This window comes from Streptomyces sulfonofaciens, assembly GCF_014656295.1.
Lineage (GTDB): Bacteria > Actinomycetota > Actinomycetes > Streptomycetales > Streptomycetaceae > Streptomyces > Streptomyces sulfonofaciens.
On sequence record NZ_BNCD01000006.1, the window covers coordinates 305,545 to 321,145 of the forward strand.

Consider the following 15,601-nt stretch of genomic DNA (forward strand, 5'->3'; position numbering starts at 1 on the left):
GCCGGCAGGTGCTGTTACGGTCCCCCCGGAGCCGGACGTGGCATTCCCTGATGGAACACCTGGACAAGAGGTTCTTGTGGAAATCGGTTTTGTGCTTCCCTATCTGCACAACCTGGCTCACCAGGTCGCCCGGACGGCCGAATTCGCCCATGAGGCCGAGAGGGCCGGCGCGGCAAGCCTGTGGGTGGGGGATCGTAACTTCGCCGCCGTCCATCCCAAGAGCGGTGCCGGCGGCCGGGGCAACGCCATTCCTGTTGAGTACAGGACCGCTGCGGATCCATTCGTCGTGCTCGGAGTCGCGGCCGCCGCCACCGAATCCGTCCGTCTGGGTTCGCACGTACTGATCGCACCGGTTTACCCGCCCGTACATCTGGCTCGGTCCCTGACCACCATCGACTTGATCAGCGGCGGACGTCTGATTCCGGGCTTCGGTGTCGGCTGGTCTGCGGAGGAGTACGAGGGGGCGAACCTGGACTTCTCGAAGCGCGGCGCTCGGATGGATGAGCTGCTTGACGCACTGGAGCTGCTATGGACACAGGACCCGGCCGAGTACCACGGTGAACACATCGAACTCCCGCTCCAGCACGCTCCGCTGAAGCCGGTGCAACGGCCCCGTCCGCCGATCTACATCGGCGGGTTGTCTGAACGCGCGCTGAGACGCATCGGCCGTCGCGCCGACGGCTGGCTGCCGATGTGCAGCGTGCCGGCCTTCGTGGACACCGACATGATGCTCGCCCAGCGTGCACTGATCGACGGATTCGCCACCGAGGCCGACAGGGACCCGTCGGACATCAACACGATCATGCGCGTCAACATCGTCCAGGGAACGCCCTTGGGTCAGGTCGCCGATGCCATCGAGTCTATTGCAGATCGTACCCGTATCAACCATTTCATGGTCGAGTCGACATCCCTCCCGGACATCGACGCCGCGCTGGAGCTAGTCGCCGCGGTCCTGGCACTGGTTGGAGGCGAATGAGATGCCCGCTGGGCTGCTTGGTGACTTCCGCGGCCTCGCCAGTGCGTCAGACACCACATCGGAGGTCGGACTTGGCCTAGGTCAGATGGACCCTTCCGTTCAACGCCTCGAAGTTGCCGGCGCGGAAGGCGCTGGTCAACGCGCGGACGCCGGCAATGGAACGAGCGAAGAACTCCTGCGCGACAATCCTCAAGTCGCTTTGCGTTCGCATAATGGACGAGCATCTTGGTGGGAACGCAGTCGACGTTGGGGCAGGTTCCGCCATACATGTTCTCGGACCGCTCGACCATGACCACGCGCCGCCCGGCATCGGCGAGCACACGAGCAGCGGTCTTGCCACCCTTGCGAAAGCCCATGACCAGGACGTCCGCGGTGAGCTCTGTGGTGATCTCCATGCACCGAGTCTCCGAGGCGACCACTGGTACAAATAGACCGACCGTCCCACCTTCCTGCCTGAGAGTTCCACTACTCGGTCAGTCGCCTGCCGCGCCAGGCGTGGCCGGCCGGGCCGGGCCGTCCCGGTCACGGAGCGGTGGCCCTCGGCCGGCGGATCGCCGGGGCCGCCGTCCGGCGAGGCCCGGCGACGCGGCAGGCTCCCAGGTGGGATCGGAATGATCCGCTACAGCAGGCACCGCACATCGATCAGCGAGCCTTTCAGGACGTCGCCCACCTCTCGGCACCACCCGGATGGTCATCCCTGGCAACACCACACGTGTCCTGGCCGACCGTGTAGGCGCGTTCACTGTCAGGGCATATCCGCAGGGGGTCAGCAGGGGGTCAGGACGGGCACTGGACGGCCGGCACCGATTGCAGGCCGAGAGTCCTCAGCGGCCGGTCCGTCGCGGGTCACGGCCCGCTGTCACGGCGTGCGGTCCACTTCGTGGGGGCGGTCCGTACGCTTTTGATCGTGACGGCACCCAGGTTCCCACCCGCAACTGCATCGTCACCGAGCAGTCAGGGACGCCCCCTGTTGCCGTGGCCGGCCGGACAGGGGCCGTGCTCCGGCGGCATGTCACGTCGGGTGCCCCTGAGGCATGCCGCTTCACCTGACGCGTGCGACGCCCGAGTAGATGGCGCTGACCTCGTACTCGGGCGCGGGGGTGTCCTTGTACCACTCCGGAGCCGTGACGAGGCCCGGGTCCACGAGGTCCAGGCCGTCGAAGAACCGCTCCACCTCCGCGCGGGAACGGAAGCGCGAGGGGACGCTGCTCGCGTAGGTGTTGTTCTCGCGCTCCTCCGGGAAGAAGTCCATGCTGCCGTGCGACAACACCAGGTAGCTGCCCGTGGGCAGGGCCTCGACGAGGGTACGGACGATGCCGTAGGGGTCCTGCTCGTCGAGGACGAAATGCAGCAGCGCGACCAGCGAGAGGGCGATCGGCCGGTCGAAGTCCAGGAATTTCCTGGCGTGTTCGAGGATCCGCTCCGGCTCGCGGGCGTCGGCCTGGATGTAGTCGGTGGCCCCCTGCGGCGCGCTGATGAGCAGCACCTGCGCGTGGCGCAGGACGAGGGGGTCGTTGTCCGCGTACAGGATCCGGGACGCCGGGTTGATCTCCTGTACGACCTGGTGGAGGTTGGGCTCGGTGGGGATCCCGGTGCCGATGTCGAGGTACTGGTCGACGCCGTCCCGGGCGACCCAGGCGACGGCGCGGTGCATGAACGCACGGTTCACGCGCGCCGCGTCGCGATACAGGCCGGGTATCCGTTCCCCGAGTTCGCTGTCGACCTCGTAGTGGTCCTTGCCGCCGAGCAGGTAGTCGTAGACGCGTGCCGGGTGTGGCCTGCTGGTGTCGACCTGGGAGTTCGGGCTCATCGGGTGACTCCGGTGAAGAGCGTGGGGGGCGGGGCAGCGGCGGGAGCAGGCGCAGTGCAGCCTCGGGAGGGAGCAGACTCCATGACCGGTTCCGTGGGCCGCTGCCTTGGAGGAAGTCTGCCACAGGCAGATATCCGGGAAGCAGGGGCGACAGACGCTCCCGGCGTCCGCGGCCGCGATGTGACCGGACGACGGGCCCATCACCTGCATCCGGTGGAAGCCGGTCCGAGGCACGTACCGGGACCAGGTCCGTGCCCGCTCCCCCGGCCGGCCAGCAGCGGCGCTGCGGCCCACGACTCAACGCGGCGGTCTCGCCGGCATCCCAGCACTCAGGAAGGAGCGGGGGGATGACGGGTGGGGGGCCCAGCGCGGGAAGCCCCTTCCGGAGCCCGTGACCGGACGCGCCCAGAAGCACCCGATCGGACGCGCCTGAATGGGCACCGTGCGCGCACACACGAAGAATCGGGAGACATGAACGGCTCCGGAAGCTTCCGTGCCCGTTGGAGGTGGCCATGCTCGCTCAACTGCGGCCCGACCGCACCCGCCGTACCACCCGCGTCCGGTACTCGGCCTACCGCAGGTACCCCGCGTTCATCGCCGCAGGACTCCTGATCCTGACCAGCCCTGTCGTCGGCTTGCAGGGCGAGCCTACTGCGTCGGCCCCGCTCCCGTACGGACCCGACACCTGTAGGCCGGGCCTGGTGTGGCGCGAGGCAACCCCTCAGGACCACGTCTGCGTCAACCCCGACGTCAGGCGGTTCACCCGGATACAGACGCAGGAAGGCGAGCAGCACCGGGATCCCCAGGATCGTACCTACGGCCCGGATACCTGCCGGCCGAACTTCGTGTGGCGCGAGGCAACTCCCGACGACCACACCTGTGTCGCCCCCCAGGTCCGCGAGGCCAAGATCAGGGAGAACATCGAGGCATCGCGCAACTGGGAAGCCACCAACAGCAAGACCCCTGGACGATATGACACCAGCCCGTTCGTGCGCCCCGATGAGGTCGCCGCGATCAGGAGCGCCTACTCGGGCCGCGACGACCTGGTCATCGAGGCACAACCCGGCCGCCCCCTGCACCGGAGGTCGGCGACCGTCCAGAAGCGGGGCTACGAGGACATCAAGAGGTTCCGTTTCGTACGGCGGGGCAACGCAGCCGCCTATCAGAACGCTTTTCAGATCATGAACATCCAAACCGGGCTGTGCCTGAGTGTGGCAGGCGGTCGCACGGGCAACGGGGACCGGGTCCTCAGTGGTGCCTGCAACTGGCATCCCTCCCAGACCTGGTACTTGCAGCGGCGCGACGACGACCGCTGGCAGATCCGCGCCATGCACAGCGAGAAGTGCCTCGACGCGCACAATCCGGCTCTCGACGTACCGCCCGAGGGAACCTACCTCCAACAGTGGGACTGCCTCGGCGGGAAGAACCAGGCCTGGCTCTACCCAAGCCTCTGACCCGGCCGCAACGGCGAACAGACGGCACGACAGCCGTCCGGAGCCGGAGCCGGAGCCGGGGCCGGGGCCGGAGCCGTGCAACGACGACAGACGCCGCATCCGCGAGCCGAACCTCACCCCCGCCTCGACCTGCACCACAACCGCTCCAGCGCCGTCACGAGCACCGGCGGCCCCACCCTCCCCGCTCGGGCCCTGCCCGCCGTCCATGACTCCGGTCGGGCCAGGGGCCGCGGTCCCGGCCGCTGCCACCGGCGGCCCCCACCCGATCAGGGGTCGGCGTGGGGCCCGCCGCCAGGCGGCTCAGTCCCAGGTCGGATGCCGCCGGCCGTCGTCCACCGTGACCGACGGCGCGGACCCGGGGAAGTCCGGCGACAGCGCGCCGCAGGGTTCCAGCTCGCCGAGCACCAGACCGGCCAGGTACCCGGTCAGGTCGCGCTCGACCTCCTCCCAGCCGTTGTCGGCGCCGCACACCACGACCGTCCACGCCTCGGGCCCGTCCGGGTGCGTGCGCCAGTAGAAGGTGTCGCCGTCGATCGAGCCGCCCCAGGGCATGAGGCCGCGCGGCCGGGGATAGGGCAGGTGGCCGCCCGAGTCCCCGGTCGTCCAGCAGACCTCCAGCTCCTGGAGGCAGTCGCGCATCCCGTCGACGTACCACCGCTCCCAGCCGGGCCGCGGCATCCGGATGCCGAGCCGGTCGTCGATCACCAGGCCCTGGTAGCGGTGCACCAGTTCCACGTAGTCGCCGGGCAGCCGGGTGCCCAGCTCGCCCGCGATCAGCCTCCAGTCGACCGCGCGGCCCGCCGCCGGATCGTGTCCGGATCCCGGAGCCCGGTTGCGCCGGGCCGTCCGGGCGGCGCCGTGCCGCGATGACGGCGGCCGGGACGGCGCCGGCGGCCGCGACAGTTCCGCCAGTGCCGGCAGTGCTCGCTCCAGCATCTCCAAAGGCATGACGATCGCCCTCCCCACCGTGTCGGCACCGGGCGCCACGGCCTTGCGGCCCGGCCGTGCGCCGGGCCCCCGCAGGCCCGGTGGTGCGCCCGGCTCGACGGCGTCACGCAGTCGCCGCCATGGCCGCCCGGTTCTTCGATGACCAGCGCACGAACAGCGGGAAGTGTCACGCACGCCCGGCACAGGCCCGGTACACGCCCGGCGTGCGCCGGGTACGGCGGCCACCTCCGCTGCACGGCCGGATGGAGCGCACACGGGTGGCCGCACCGCTTTCGCACGCGTCCGCACCGCCTTTCGCACGAGCCCGCACCGCCTTTCGCACGCGTCCGGCGGGACGGCCGAGCGCACGGGACGGCCTGCCCGGTGAGCGGTGCCGGGTGGCGGGGTGCCCGGGTCCCCGGGTGCCGAGGTACCGGGGTGTCCGGGATCCCCGGGGCGCCGGGTGCCGAGGTGTCCGGGATGCCGAGGTACCCGGGGTGCCGGGCCCCGAAGTGCCCGGGGTGCCGGAGTCCGGAAGTGCCCGGGGTGCCAAAGTCCCGGGCGCCAGGTGTCGGGCGCCGGGGCCGTGCCACGGCCGCCGGGGCCGGGGCGCCGCTCCGACGGTCATCGCACCCGGGTCCGGCGGGACACCGCGGCGCGCAGGATGCGCCGGCCCTCCGTGGAGGTTTCGAGCGCCTGGCGCAGCGCACCGGCGCCGTGCTCGGCCAGCAGGGTCAGGATCTCCGACTGGCGGCGCAGTTCGGCCGCGGCCAGCGGGGTGATGCCCTGCGTGCGGCCCTCGCGGTACGCCGCCACGGGCGCGGGGTCCCCGCCGGAGCCGTCGAGCAGAGCGTGGACGCGCAGGGCGGCCAGCGAGCAGGCGTCGGCCCAGGAGTGCAGCGCCTCGTCCTGCGCGCCGGCCCCGGAGCCGATCGGGGCGGGGACCGGGGGCAGGTCGGCGGGCGCGGTGTCGAGCATACGGAGCACCAGCGCCCTGCCCTCGGCCACCGGCGCCGCCCCCTGGGCCGCCCCGGGCGCCTGGGACGATCCGCCGTCCGATGTGTCGAGCACGGCCCGGGCCGCCGCCAACCGCTCGGGCCAGCCGTGGCCGTCGGCGAGGCTGGACCACAGGGGGCGCAGGGTCTCGTCGCCACCGCCCAGCAGCGGCAGGCAACGATCGAGGCAGGCAAGACCGGTCGTCGCCAGTCCCCGCTCGTCGGCCGCGGCGATCAGTGCCACCAGGCTCATGACGTCTTCCTCTCCGCAAAGGGCACGTTCAGAACTGCGTGCGCCCTTGCAGGAACGTCACTTCCCTGCCGCTGCCCAGGTGGCCGGAGTGGTCCGCGCTGCGGGTCGGATCCGGGGGGCGAGAGCCCGGATCCACCGGCAGCGCGGCCGCTCCGCTGTCTCCGCTCCCGCTCCTCAGCCGCTGTGCTGGACGGCTCGGACCACGACGCCGGTGACCGCCTCGGGGTCGGACACCATCGACAGGTGCGGGGCCTTCACCCTGACGGTGCGGGAGCCTGCTCTCTCGGTCATGACTTTCTGCTCCGCCGGAGGAAGAACCCTGTCCTCGGTGCCGATCAGCGCCCAGGACGGAATGGTCTTCCAGGCCGGTTCCCCAGAGGGCTGGTTCAGCACGCTGGCGGCGATGGGCCTCTGTCCCGCCGCCAGTACCGAGGCCCTGTTGAGGGGTACACCCGCGGCGAAGAACCGGGGGAACAGCTTCTGCTTCACGTACAGGTCCACGTCTCCGCCGCCCTTGGGGATGGGCACGGAGTTGAAGACCGTGCTGGGGTCCGAGACGGCCAGCACCGATCCGGGCTCGGCAGCGGTGAGCTGCCCCACCGTCTCCCCCTTGTCGGGGATGAAGGCGTCGATGTAGACGAGCGCCTTGATGTTCTCGTTGCCCGTCGCGGCGTTGGAGATGACGAATCCGCCGTAGGAGTGCCCCGCCAGCACCACAGGCCCGGTGAGGGTCTTCAGGTACGCCCGCAGATTGGCCGTGTCGGTGGCGACCCCGCGCAGCGTGTTGGGAGGAGCCAGGACGGTGAACCCGCGCCTCTGGAGGCGCTCGGTGACCTCGGCCCAGCTTGAGGCGTCCGCCCACGCCCCGTGCACCAGAACGATCGTGGGCGTACGGGCCTGTGACGGCCCACCTGCGGACGCGTGACCGGTGCTGGCGGACGCACAGCTTGCCGCCAGGACGAGTGCTGTGCTCGTCGCCAGCGAGACCAGGGTGAACTGCGGCTTGTTCTTCACGTGAGTCTCCCCTTCGTCTGGTTCATCGGGCGGATCCGGAAGTCGGCATGCGCACGGAGGTCCTCGTCGAGATGAGGATGGGAATGGGGATGGGAATGGGTGCCGGCATTCGGTTGCCGGCTGGGCCCACAAATGAAAGAGAGTCCTACGGACTTGGACGATTCCCTGCTCTTGCCTCCATGGATGCATTCCGGACTGCCGCCCGTTCCCGGTCGGTTTCACCGGGCCACGGGTATTCAGGGAGATGCATCTCGGGCTTCATCTGCGACGAAGCCGCGCTATCCGCTCCGATCGTCCGTGTCATATTACTTCGGCACCCCCCGACCCGCTCGCCGAGCAGGACACGGGGAAGCGCAGGCAAAAGGTCGGCCGCAACCGATCACCGAACGGCGCAGCCGCAGTGCGCGTCCGGTGGGGATGAGCAGCCCCGCTCCCGGTGCGCACAGGACGAGCCTCTCGCCGGTCGCGCGACGACAGCCACCGCGGCGGTGTCCGTCACGGGGTCGTGGTCGTCGGCGTCCCGGGGTCCGTGGACGGCGTCGGCCCTCCGGGCGGCGTGTGCCCGTGGTGCGGCGGTGTGGGCGTCGCCGAGGAAGAAGAAGGCGACGGCGACGGCGACGACGTAGACGTCGGGGACGGAGAGGGAGAGGGCGCGGTCGAGGTCGTACGGTCGGCAGACGGTGAGGGGGACGCCGTCCTAACCCGTCCCCTGTCTCCCGCGGAGTGCTTCTTCCCGTGCGCCGCCGTCCGCGACGAGGCGGTCCGTGCCGACCGGCCCGGCACCGGGGGGCCGTCGGCTGCCGTGCGGTGGGGGCCCGCGGAGACGGCCGAAGGGGACGTGTTCCCCGCCACCGGGGAGTGCGCGCGCCCGGAGGGCGGGGCGTTGCCGGGGCCGAAGGCCGTGGCCGACAGGCCGAGGACCGCCGCCGAGGAGAGCACCGCGACGGCCAAGCCCGCCAGGAGCCGCGGTTTGCGCAGCGGGGCCCCGCGCTTCTCCCGCGTCCCCTCTTCGCGCTCGCTCCCCGGCGGCGAGCCGGCCGTGGCAGCCGTGGCAGCCGTGGCAGCCGGTAGGAACGCCTCGCGCTTCCCTGCCGGTTCCCGGCGGATGCCGCATGCCTGCGGGGTGCCGAGGAAGGCCATCGCCTCCTCGGCCGTGGGCCGCTCCTCGGGCCGCTTCGCCAGCAGCCGGAGAACGAAGGCGTCCAGCGCCTCGGGTATGCCGCTCCTGTGCCGCCCAGGAGGCTCGGCCATGACGTCGACGTGCTGGTAGACCACGCCCGCGGCGGTGTCGGCGTTGAACGGCGGCCTGCCGGTGAGGAGCTCGTACAGGACGCAGCCCAGCGCGTAGACGTCCGCCGGGGGCCCCGCCGGCCGGCCCAGGCAGCGCTCGGGGGAGAGGTAGGCTCCGGTCCCGAGGATCTGACCCGCCGTGGTCACCGAGCCGGTGCCCTCGTCGGCGAAGCGTGCGATGCCGAAGTCGGCTATCTTGACCGTCCCGTCCGTGGCCAGCAGCAGGTTCGCCGGTTTGACGTCCCGGTGTATGACCCCCTGGCGGTGGGCGGCGGCCAGTCCCGCGGCCACGTGCCGGCCCGCCTCGGCGGCGCGGCGCGGGGCGAAGGGCCCGTCCGCGGCGATCTCGGCGGCGAGACTCCGGCCACCCAGCAACTCCGTCACCAGATACGGCCGGTCCTGTTCGACCCCGGCGTCGTACACGGCCACGACGTGCGGGCTGTTCAGTTGCGCGGCGGTTCTGGCCTCCAGGCGGAAGCGGGCCATCGCCGCCTCGTCGCCCTGCCGGCCCAGCAGCAGCTTGACCGCGACCGGCCGCACCAGCACGTCGTCGACGCCCCGCCACACCTCGCCCATGCCGCCGCGGCCGAGCGGTTCGAGAAGGCGGTACCGGCCGGCCACCGTCCGCGCGGGGCCGGCTGCCGGGGAGGGGTGACTCCCGCAGCCGGAGTACGGCTCTTGCCTGGTTCGCCGGGTCCCAGGATGGGTGAGCACGTGCTCCTGCGACCGTCGGGAGAAGTCCGCCATGCTCTTCGCGTGCCCGCCCGGCGGGAGGGCACGCCACCCACCGGCGCCGGACCTCCGGGACCGCGCGGCATCCCGTGGCGGGTCTTTCGCGGAGGGGAGGGCGGGGCGGCGCGCAGGTGAGGCTCAGCCCCGGGGGGCCACGGCGGCCATGGCGCGGTCCAGGGTCCCGGCGAAGCTGTCCTTGGCACCGCCCGCCAGCCACGCGTGCTGTGCGGCCAGCAGACAGCCGAACGCGGCTCCCGCCACGGCGCCCGGCACGGGGTCGTCGGCTCCGTAGGGGCGTCCCGATGCCTCGGCACGCTCGCGCAGGGCGCTCACCACGGCGTCCTGCATGCGCTGGAGCTTCTCCAGGTAACTCGCAAGGAGCCCGCGGTGGGCGAAGACGATGCGCTGCATCGGTTCGGCGACCTCGTGTTGTCCGGGGGCGTCCACGTACGCCACGAGCAGGTCGAACGTACGGCGCAGCGACTCCCAGACGGGCTCGGCGGCGGGGCGTGCGCGCAGCGCGACGAGCATGTCCTGTGCGACGAAGTCGAACTTCCCGACGACGATGTCCTCCTTCGTCGGGAAGTACCGGAAGACACTGCGGCGGGACATGCCGACGGCCGCGGCGATGTCCTCGATCGTCGTGTTCTCGTAACCGCGGGCGACGAACAGCCCGTTCGCGGTCTCGACGATCTCCTGCTGGACCGCGCGACGCGTGCGCTCCCTCAGTCCCGGTTCTCTGCCACCCATGATGACAAGGACCCTAACACGCAGGGCCTAACTTGACACCGGGTGACACATCCAGCCTACAGTGCCGATCCAGACACAGTGGGCACCCGGTGGTTGCCCCATCCCTCCAGGAGGCCGGATCATGCCCAGGACCATCGTCATCACAGGAGCCAGTGACGGCATCGGCGCGGCCGGTGCCCGCCGACTGCACGAGGACGGTCATCGTGTCGTCGTCGTGGGCCGCGACCCCCGGCGGACGACCGCCGTCGCCGAGGAACTGGGCGCCGATCACTTCCTCGCCGACTTCACGCGGCTCGACGACGTGCGCGAGCTGGCCGACTCCCTCGACCGGGCGCACCCCCGCATCGATGTCCTCGTGAACAATGCCGGCGGCATCTTCGGCACCCGTACGAGGACGGTCGACGGATTCGAGAAGACGTTCCAGGTGAACCACCTGGCCCCGTTCCTGCTGACCTCCCTCCTCATGGACAAACTGCTCGCCAGTCATGCCTCCGTGATCCAGACCTCCAGCTCCGGGGCACGCTTGTTCGGCAGGCTGGACCTCGACGACCTGGAGCACGACCGGGACTTCACCCCGCATCTGGCGTACGGCACCGCCAAGCTGGCGAACATCCTGTTCACCCGGGAACTGCACCGTCGCTATCACGCGAAGGGTCTGGCTGCCGCCGCCTTCCATCCGGGAGCGGTCGCGACGAGTTTCGCCACCACGAGCGAGAGTTTCATGAAGCGGATCTACCGCAGCCGCCTCGGCCGCGCGTTCATGGTCACCCCCGACAAGGGGGCCGACCAGTTGGTGTGGCTCGCCGAGACCGCACCGGGCGACGGATGGAGTTCCGGCGAGTACTACGAGAAGCGGAAACCAGCCCGACGCCGAAACCCGCAGACGACCGACGAGCTCGCCGTCGCACTCTGGCGCCGTTCCGCCCGGCTCCTGGGTCTCCCGGAAGACTGACCGCCGCACTCCGGCACCGGCGTACGCGACGCCACGGCACGCACGGGCACGGCACGGCACAGGCACGGCAGGGCGTCACGCGCCCGGGCCGACGCCCCGGCCGGCCGCCGACGGGGGTCGAACGGCGGTGATGCCGACGGGTGCCGAGCGGCGAGAAGCCGACGGGTGTCAAGCGGCGAGAAGCGGCAAAGCGGAGGTGGTCACATTCGGGGCCTGCCGCAGCAGGCCCGCCCGTCTTCGGAAAGGACTGCCGGCCATGGGACACGGCGGGAACATCATCCAGGAACTGACCACCGACCACCGCGAGGTCGACGAGATGTTCGAGCAGATCGAAGGGCTGCCCGCCGGTGACGAGAGGCTGCGCAAGCTCGCCGATCAGCTCACCATCGAACTGGTGCGCCACTCGGTCGCCGAGGAGGAGTACCTCTACCCGGCGGTTCGCCGCCACGTCGACGGCGGCGACGACCTCGCGGACAGGGAGATCGAGGAACACGCCGAGGTCGAGCGGATCCTGAAGGAGTGGGAGGGCTGCGAACCCGGCGACAGCCGGTTCACGACCCTCGCGGCACAACTGAAGGAGTCGGTCACCTCGCACGTGCGCGACGAGGAGAACCGGCTCTTCCCCCAGCTCGCCGCCGCCTGCTCCGCCGAGGCCCTGGACGAACTGGGCGAGAAGATCCGCTCGGCCAAGAAGACCGCCCCCACGCGGCCGCACCCCTCGGCACCCGACACCCCGCCCGCGAACAAGCTCCTGGCTCCCGGCGCGGGCATGGTCGACCGCGTGCGGGACATGATCACCGGCCGCGGCCGCTGAGAGCCGGCCGGTCCTGCCGCCGCCGGGTCGCCCGTCGTCCACGACGTCCCCTCCGCACGGTCGTGGGAGATCGCCGGCGCGGGCGATCCCGGCCCGCGGCGGCCACGAGGTGCCGGTGAGAGCCGGAAAGTTGTCGGCGGACAAGTTTTTTGAGGCGAAGACGGTTTGCCGGCAGCGCGGCGGGTCAGAAGAGTGATCACAGTGCTTCGGACAGCAGGCACCGCCGCGGGAGGCCGCGCACCCAGTGCGCCAGGTCCCCGGAGTGTGCCTGTCGCCCTCCCGTGTGCCGCCTGAAGGCAACAAGCCGGGAGGGACACAACCGATGAGCGCCACCCCCGTACGCGCCCGCCGACGTCACGACGACGCCCCTGACACCGCAGCCGAGTTCGAGCGGATGGCCGCCCTGCCCGAGGGGCCGGAGCGGGAGGCGCTGGCAGGCAGGCTGATCTCCGCGTGGCTGCCGATGGCCCACCGCCTCGCCCGCCGCTACCGCGACCGCGGCGAGAACCTGGAGGACCTGGAGCAGGTCGCCGCCCTCGCCCTGGTCAAGGCCGTCCACCGCTACGACCCCTCGTACGGCACCCCGTTCGAGCCGTACGCCATCCCCACGATCGTCGGAGAGCTGCGGCGCCACTTCCGCGACTCCGCCTGGGCCGTGCACGTCCCGCGCCGGGTGCAGGAGCTGCGCAACAAGGTCCGCGCCACCATGCGACAGATGCCCACGGCAACGACGACCGTCGCCCGGATCGCCGAAGCCGCCGCGATGAGCGAAGAGGACGTGCTGACCGGCATGGAGGCCATCCACAGCTTCCGCTCCCTCTCCCTGGACGCCGAACTGGCCGGTACGGACCAGGGTTGCTCCCTCGCCGACACCCTCGGCAAGCCCGAAGGCCGGTACGACACCGTCCTCGCCCGCGAAGCCGTCAAGCCGTGCCTGCACCGGCTGCCGGAGCGGGAGCGGGAGATCCTGTACATGCGGTTCTTCCGCGACATGACGCAGTCCCGCATCGCCGAGGAACTGGGCATCTCCCAGATGCACGTCTCCCGCCTCATCACCCGGAGCTGCCGCAGCATCCGCGAGCAGGTGGAAGCCGAGCCGACGCGGCTCCCGACCGCCGCCTGAGACCGCGCGACCGGCCGCCCCGGACCGCGCGCCCAGCCGCCTCGGACCGCGCGCCCAGCCGTCCGCGCCTCGCACTCCGCACTCCGCACTCCGCCGAAGGAGACCAACGTCGTGCTCATGGCCCACCCCGCCCTTGTGAACAACCTCATCCAGCAGTACGAGGCCCTCCGGGCCCTGCACGCCGAGAACGGCAGCCCCCGAACCCGGCAGCGTCTCGAAGACCTCGCCTGCTCCCTGTGCGTCACGACCGGGACCCGCGACGTCGAGGCCGCCCTCGTCGCCGCCCGCCGCCGGCTCCACGCCGGCCACGGGGAGGAGGACTGCCTCCTCGCCACCTGACCGGCCGGCCCGTTCGCCCACCACCGCCATGAACACATGAGCACCAGTACCCGCAGCGACACCAGCACCAGCACCGTCCGCAGCCGGGCAGCCGGGCAGCCGGGCACCGGCGCGGTCCGGCTCCGGGGCCGCTGCCGCCGTCCCGGCGCACGGCCGCCGGGCGCCGCTCAGTCGCCCAGCCGGTGCGCGAGGGCGCGAAACCGCTCCCAGGTCAGCGGGGGCCTGCCGGGGTCCCAGAGCTTCTGGACCAGCGCCCGCAACGGCATCCGGATGCCGGCCGCCACCTGGTCCTCGGTCTGGGCGTCGGCCTGGTCGCACCAGACGGCGAGGGAGCCGCCCACCACCTGCCGGTCGTAGCGCTCCGGCACCGGCCTGGTGCCGCGCAGCACCAGCGGGGTCCAGTCCTCGTAGATGCGCCGTCCGGTGGGGTAGCGGAAGCCGTGCGGCTGGCCGAGGACGTAGTAGAGGAACTCGTCGTTGTAGTTGATGAGCTGCCGGCCGGTCCTCAGATACGCCACCGGGTCGCGCGCACCGGGTTCGCGGCCGGTCCAGTACGCGACCTGGAGCGCCTTGTCGGGCTGCACCTTGCCGCCCGCGAAGAACCCGTCGTTCCAGGCGCGGACGGTGCGGTGGGCGCGGCGCAGCGTGGCGGCCCGGTCGTTCAGCCAGCCGGTGGCCAGGTCCTGGACCCGCGCCCCGCGGCCGTACCGGCTGCGGGCCGCGGCGGCGAGGGACGGGTAGGCGGTCTGCGGATCGCTCGCCAGCAGGGCGGTGTACTCGTCGCCGCCGAGGTGCCAGTAGCGGCCCGGGAACAGCCGGGTGTACTCCTTCAGCAGGTCGTCCACGATCCTGGCTGCGGCCGGGTCGGCGATGTCGACGGCACCGCTCGGCGCCCTGCCGTCCGCGCCGCGCAGTTGGAGTTCCGGATGGGCGGCGATCACGGCGCCCAGGTGGCCCGGTGAGTCGATCTCGGGGACCACGTTGATGTGCCGCGCATCGGCCAGGGCCACGATGCGGCGCACCTCCGCCTTGGTGAGGTGGTTGCGGGAGACCACCTCCGGGTGCGAGGTGGAGGCGATCCTGAAGCCCTGGTCGTCGGAGAAGTGCAGGCCCAGCTCGTTGTACTTGAGGTCGCCGAGCTCACGGACCAGGTTCTCGATCCAGCCGGCGGTGAAGGGCTTGCGTGCGATGTCGAGCATGAACCCGCGCTGCGGCTTGGCGGGACCGTCGCGGACCACGCCCTCCGGTGCGGTGCCGCCCGCGTGGACCTCCTGCTTGAGGGTGCGGGTGCCGTAGAAGACACCGGCCTCGGCGGGCCCCGCGATCCGCACCCGGTCCCCGCGCACGGTGAGGGTGTAGGACTCGGGGCCGCCCGAGCCCGACGCGAGGGCGAGTGCGACGTCTCCGGCGCGCGCGCCGGTCCGGCCCGCGTAGCGCAGCCCCAGCTCGCCGGCCAGCAGCCGGCCCTCGTCCGCGAGCCGGTCGTCGCCGACCACCACCCGGCCGTCCGGGCCCGGCCGCCAGCCGGGGCCGTGCGCGGGCGTGGCGGAGCGTACCGACGGGATGGTCCTGGGCGGCTCGGACAGCGGGTACGAGTGGGTGGCGGTCGGGGCGGGCGAGCCGCCCGACCGGCCGCCGCCGGTGGACCACAGGGCCAGGGAGAGGGCGGCCGCCCCGGCGACGAGGACGCCGGCGCCCACGCCGACGGTCCTGCCGTTCATCGGCACACGTCCTTGTCTCCCGTCCCGTGCGATGAGGCCCTTCCGGACGCCCGGCGCGCGCGTCCGGCAGCGCGCCCGCGAGCCCGGCCCGCCCGCACCGACCCTAAGCCCCGCCACCGGCCGGCCGTCCACCCCACGCCACGAAAGCTCCCGTACGGGTGATGTGCGCGCACCGGCCGTCCGACCCCCGCGGGGCCCCGTGTGACGCGGCACTCCCCCGCCGCAGCCGGTTCGGGCGGGCGCGGGCGTTCCGGGCGGCTGCCCGCGGCCGGAGCGCACGCCCGGTGCGCAACGGGGTGCGCCGGTGCGCGGGACGGCCTCAGCCACGCCGGCCGGATAACCCGTACGTGCCCCCTTTGACCGTCGGATGGACCAGGGCCGCCGTGTGGCGCCGGCCCGGGCGCCGGACGTCCCGCACGATGGCGGCAGCCGGTGGACCACAGCCGGCCGG

At 71.9% G+C, this 15,601-nt stretch carries 13 protein-coding genes and 1 pseudogene; 6 read left to right on the forward strand and 8 right to left on the reverse strand.

Translation table 11 applies throughout. The features are described from left to right. The first annotated feature begins 37 nt into the window (after nucleotides 1–37). On the forward strand, nucleotides 38–976 hold the full coding sequence (locus tag IE313_RS13035; protein WP_229924589.1) for a TIGR03619 family F420-dependent LLM class oxidoreductase: 939 nt from the start codon (nucleotides 38–40) through the stop codon (nucleotides 974–976). A gap of 248 nt (nucleotides 977–1,224) precedes the next feature. Here IE313_RS13035 and IE313_RS36390 read toward each other — a convergent pair. Both IE313_RS36390 and IE313_RS13040 read right to left on the reverse strand, forming a co-directional pair. Continuing rightward, nucleotides 1,225–1,371 (reverse strand): annotated as a pseudogene (locus IE313_RS36390) (pyridine nucleotide-disulfide oxidoreductase); the annotation flags it as partial. 647 nt (nucleotides 1,372–2,018) lie between these two features. Beyond that, nucleotides 2,019–2,786: an SAM-dependent methyltransferase gene (locus IE313_RS13040; protein ID WP_189931465.1), complete on the reverse strand. Its 768-nt coding sequence runs from the start codon at nucleotides 2,784–2,786 to the stop codon at nucleotides 2,019–2,021. Between the two features lie 512 nt (nucleotides 2,787–3,298). Here IE313_RS13040 and IE313_RS13045 point away from each other — a divergent pair. Beyond that, nucleotides 3,299–4,240: an RICIN domain-containing protein gene (locus tag IE313_RS13045; RefSeq protein ID WP_189931467.1), complete on the forward strand. Its 942-nt coding sequence runs from the start codon at nucleotides 3,299–3,301 to the stop codon at nucleotides 4,238–4,240. Between the two features lie 300 nt (nucleotides 4,241–4,540). Here IE313_RS13045 and IE313_RS13050 read toward each other — a convergent pair whose 3' ends face one another. The 5 genes from IE313_RS13050 to IE313_RS13070 all read right to left on the reverse strand — a co-directional run bounded on the left by IE313_RS13050 (nucleotide 4,541) and on the right by IE313_RS13070 (nucleotide 10,201). After that, nucleotides 4,541–5,188, reverse strand: coding sequence for an SMI1/KNR4 family protein (locus IE313_RS13050; protein WP_189931469.1), 648 nt, complete (start codon nucleotides 5,186–5,188; stop codon nucleotides 4,541–4,543). 603 nt (nucleotides 5,189–5,791) lie between these two features. Then, nucleotides 5,792–6,415 (reverse strand): hypothetical protein, encoded by a 624-nt coding sequence (locus IE313_RS13055; protein WP_189931471.1) that lies wholly within the window; start codon nucleotides 6,413–6,415, stop codon nucleotides 5,792–5,794. 174 nt (nucleotides 6,416–6,589) lie between these two features. Beyond that, complete coding sequence (locus IE313_RS13060; RefSeq protein WP_229924590.1) at nucleotides 6,590–7,429, reverse strand: alpha/beta fold hydrolase; 840 nt, start codon at nucleotides 7,427–7,429, stop codon at nucleotides 6,590–6,592. 495 nt (nucleotides 7,430–7,924) lie between these two features. Continuing rightward, nucleotides 7,925–9,340: a serine/threonine-protein kinase gene (locus IE313_RS13065; protein WP_229924591.1), complete on the reverse strand. Its 1,416-nt coding sequence runs from the start codon at nucleotides 9,338–9,340 to the stop codon at nucleotides 7,925–7,927. A 249-nt stretch (nucleotides 9,341–9,589) separates the two neighbouring features. Further along, nucleotides 9,590–10,201: a TetR/AcrR family transcriptional regulator gene (locus tag IE313_RS13070; RefSeq protein ID WP_189931476.1), complete on the reverse strand. Its 612-nt coding sequence runs from the start codon at nucleotides 10,199–10,201 to the stop codon at nucleotides 9,590–9,592. 121 nt (nucleotides 10,202–10,322) lie between these two features. On the opposite strand from IE313_RS13070, the gene IE313_RS13075 reads away from it, so the two are divergent. The 4 genes from IE313_RS13075 to IE313_RS13090 all read left to right on the forward strand — a co-directional run bounded on the left by IE313_RS13075 (nucleotide 10,323) and on the right by IE313_RS13090 (nucleotide 13,429). Continuing rightward, nucleotides 10,323–11,153 (forward strand): SDR family NAD(P)-dependent oxidoreductase, encoded by an 831-nt coding sequence (locus IE313_RS13075; protein WP_189931478.1) that lies wholly within the window; start codon nucleotides 10,323–10,325, stop codon nucleotides 11,151–11,153. Nucleotides 11,154–11,409: 256 nt separating this feature from the next. Further along, entirely contained in the window at nucleotides 11,410–11,967 is a 558-nt protein-coding gene (locus IE313_RS13080; RefSeq protein ID WP_189931480.1) for a hemerythrin domain-containing protein, read from the forward strand. 322 nt (nucleotides 11,968–12,289) lie between these two features. Continuing rightward, complete coding sequence (locus IE313_RS13085; RefSeq protein ID WP_189931481.1) at nucleotides 12,290–13,090, forward strand: SigB/SigF/SigG family RNA polymerase sigma factor; 801 nt, start codon at nucleotides 12,290–12,292, stop codon at nucleotides 13,088–13,090. Nucleotides 13,091–13,201: 111 nt separating this feature from the next. After that, the gene (locus IE313_RS13090) at nucleotides 13,202–13,429 is read left to right on the forward strand and encodes a DUF5133 domain-containing protein (RefSeq protein WP_189931483.1); all 228 of its coding nucleotides are present in this window, start codon (nucleotides 13,202–13,204) and stop codon (nucleotides 13,427–13,429) included. 167 nt (nucleotides 13,430–13,596) lie between these two features. On the opposite strand, the gene IE313_RS13095 is transcribed toward IE313_RS13090, so the two are convergent. Continuing rightward, nucleotides 13,597–15,150, reverse strand: coding sequence for a beta-N-acetylhexosaminidase (locus IE313_RS13095; RefSeq protein ID WP_189931485.1), 1,554 nt, complete (start codon nucleotides 15,148–15,150; stop codon nucleotides 13,597–13,599). Between the last annotated feature and the right edge of the window lie 451 nt (nucleotides 15,151–15,601).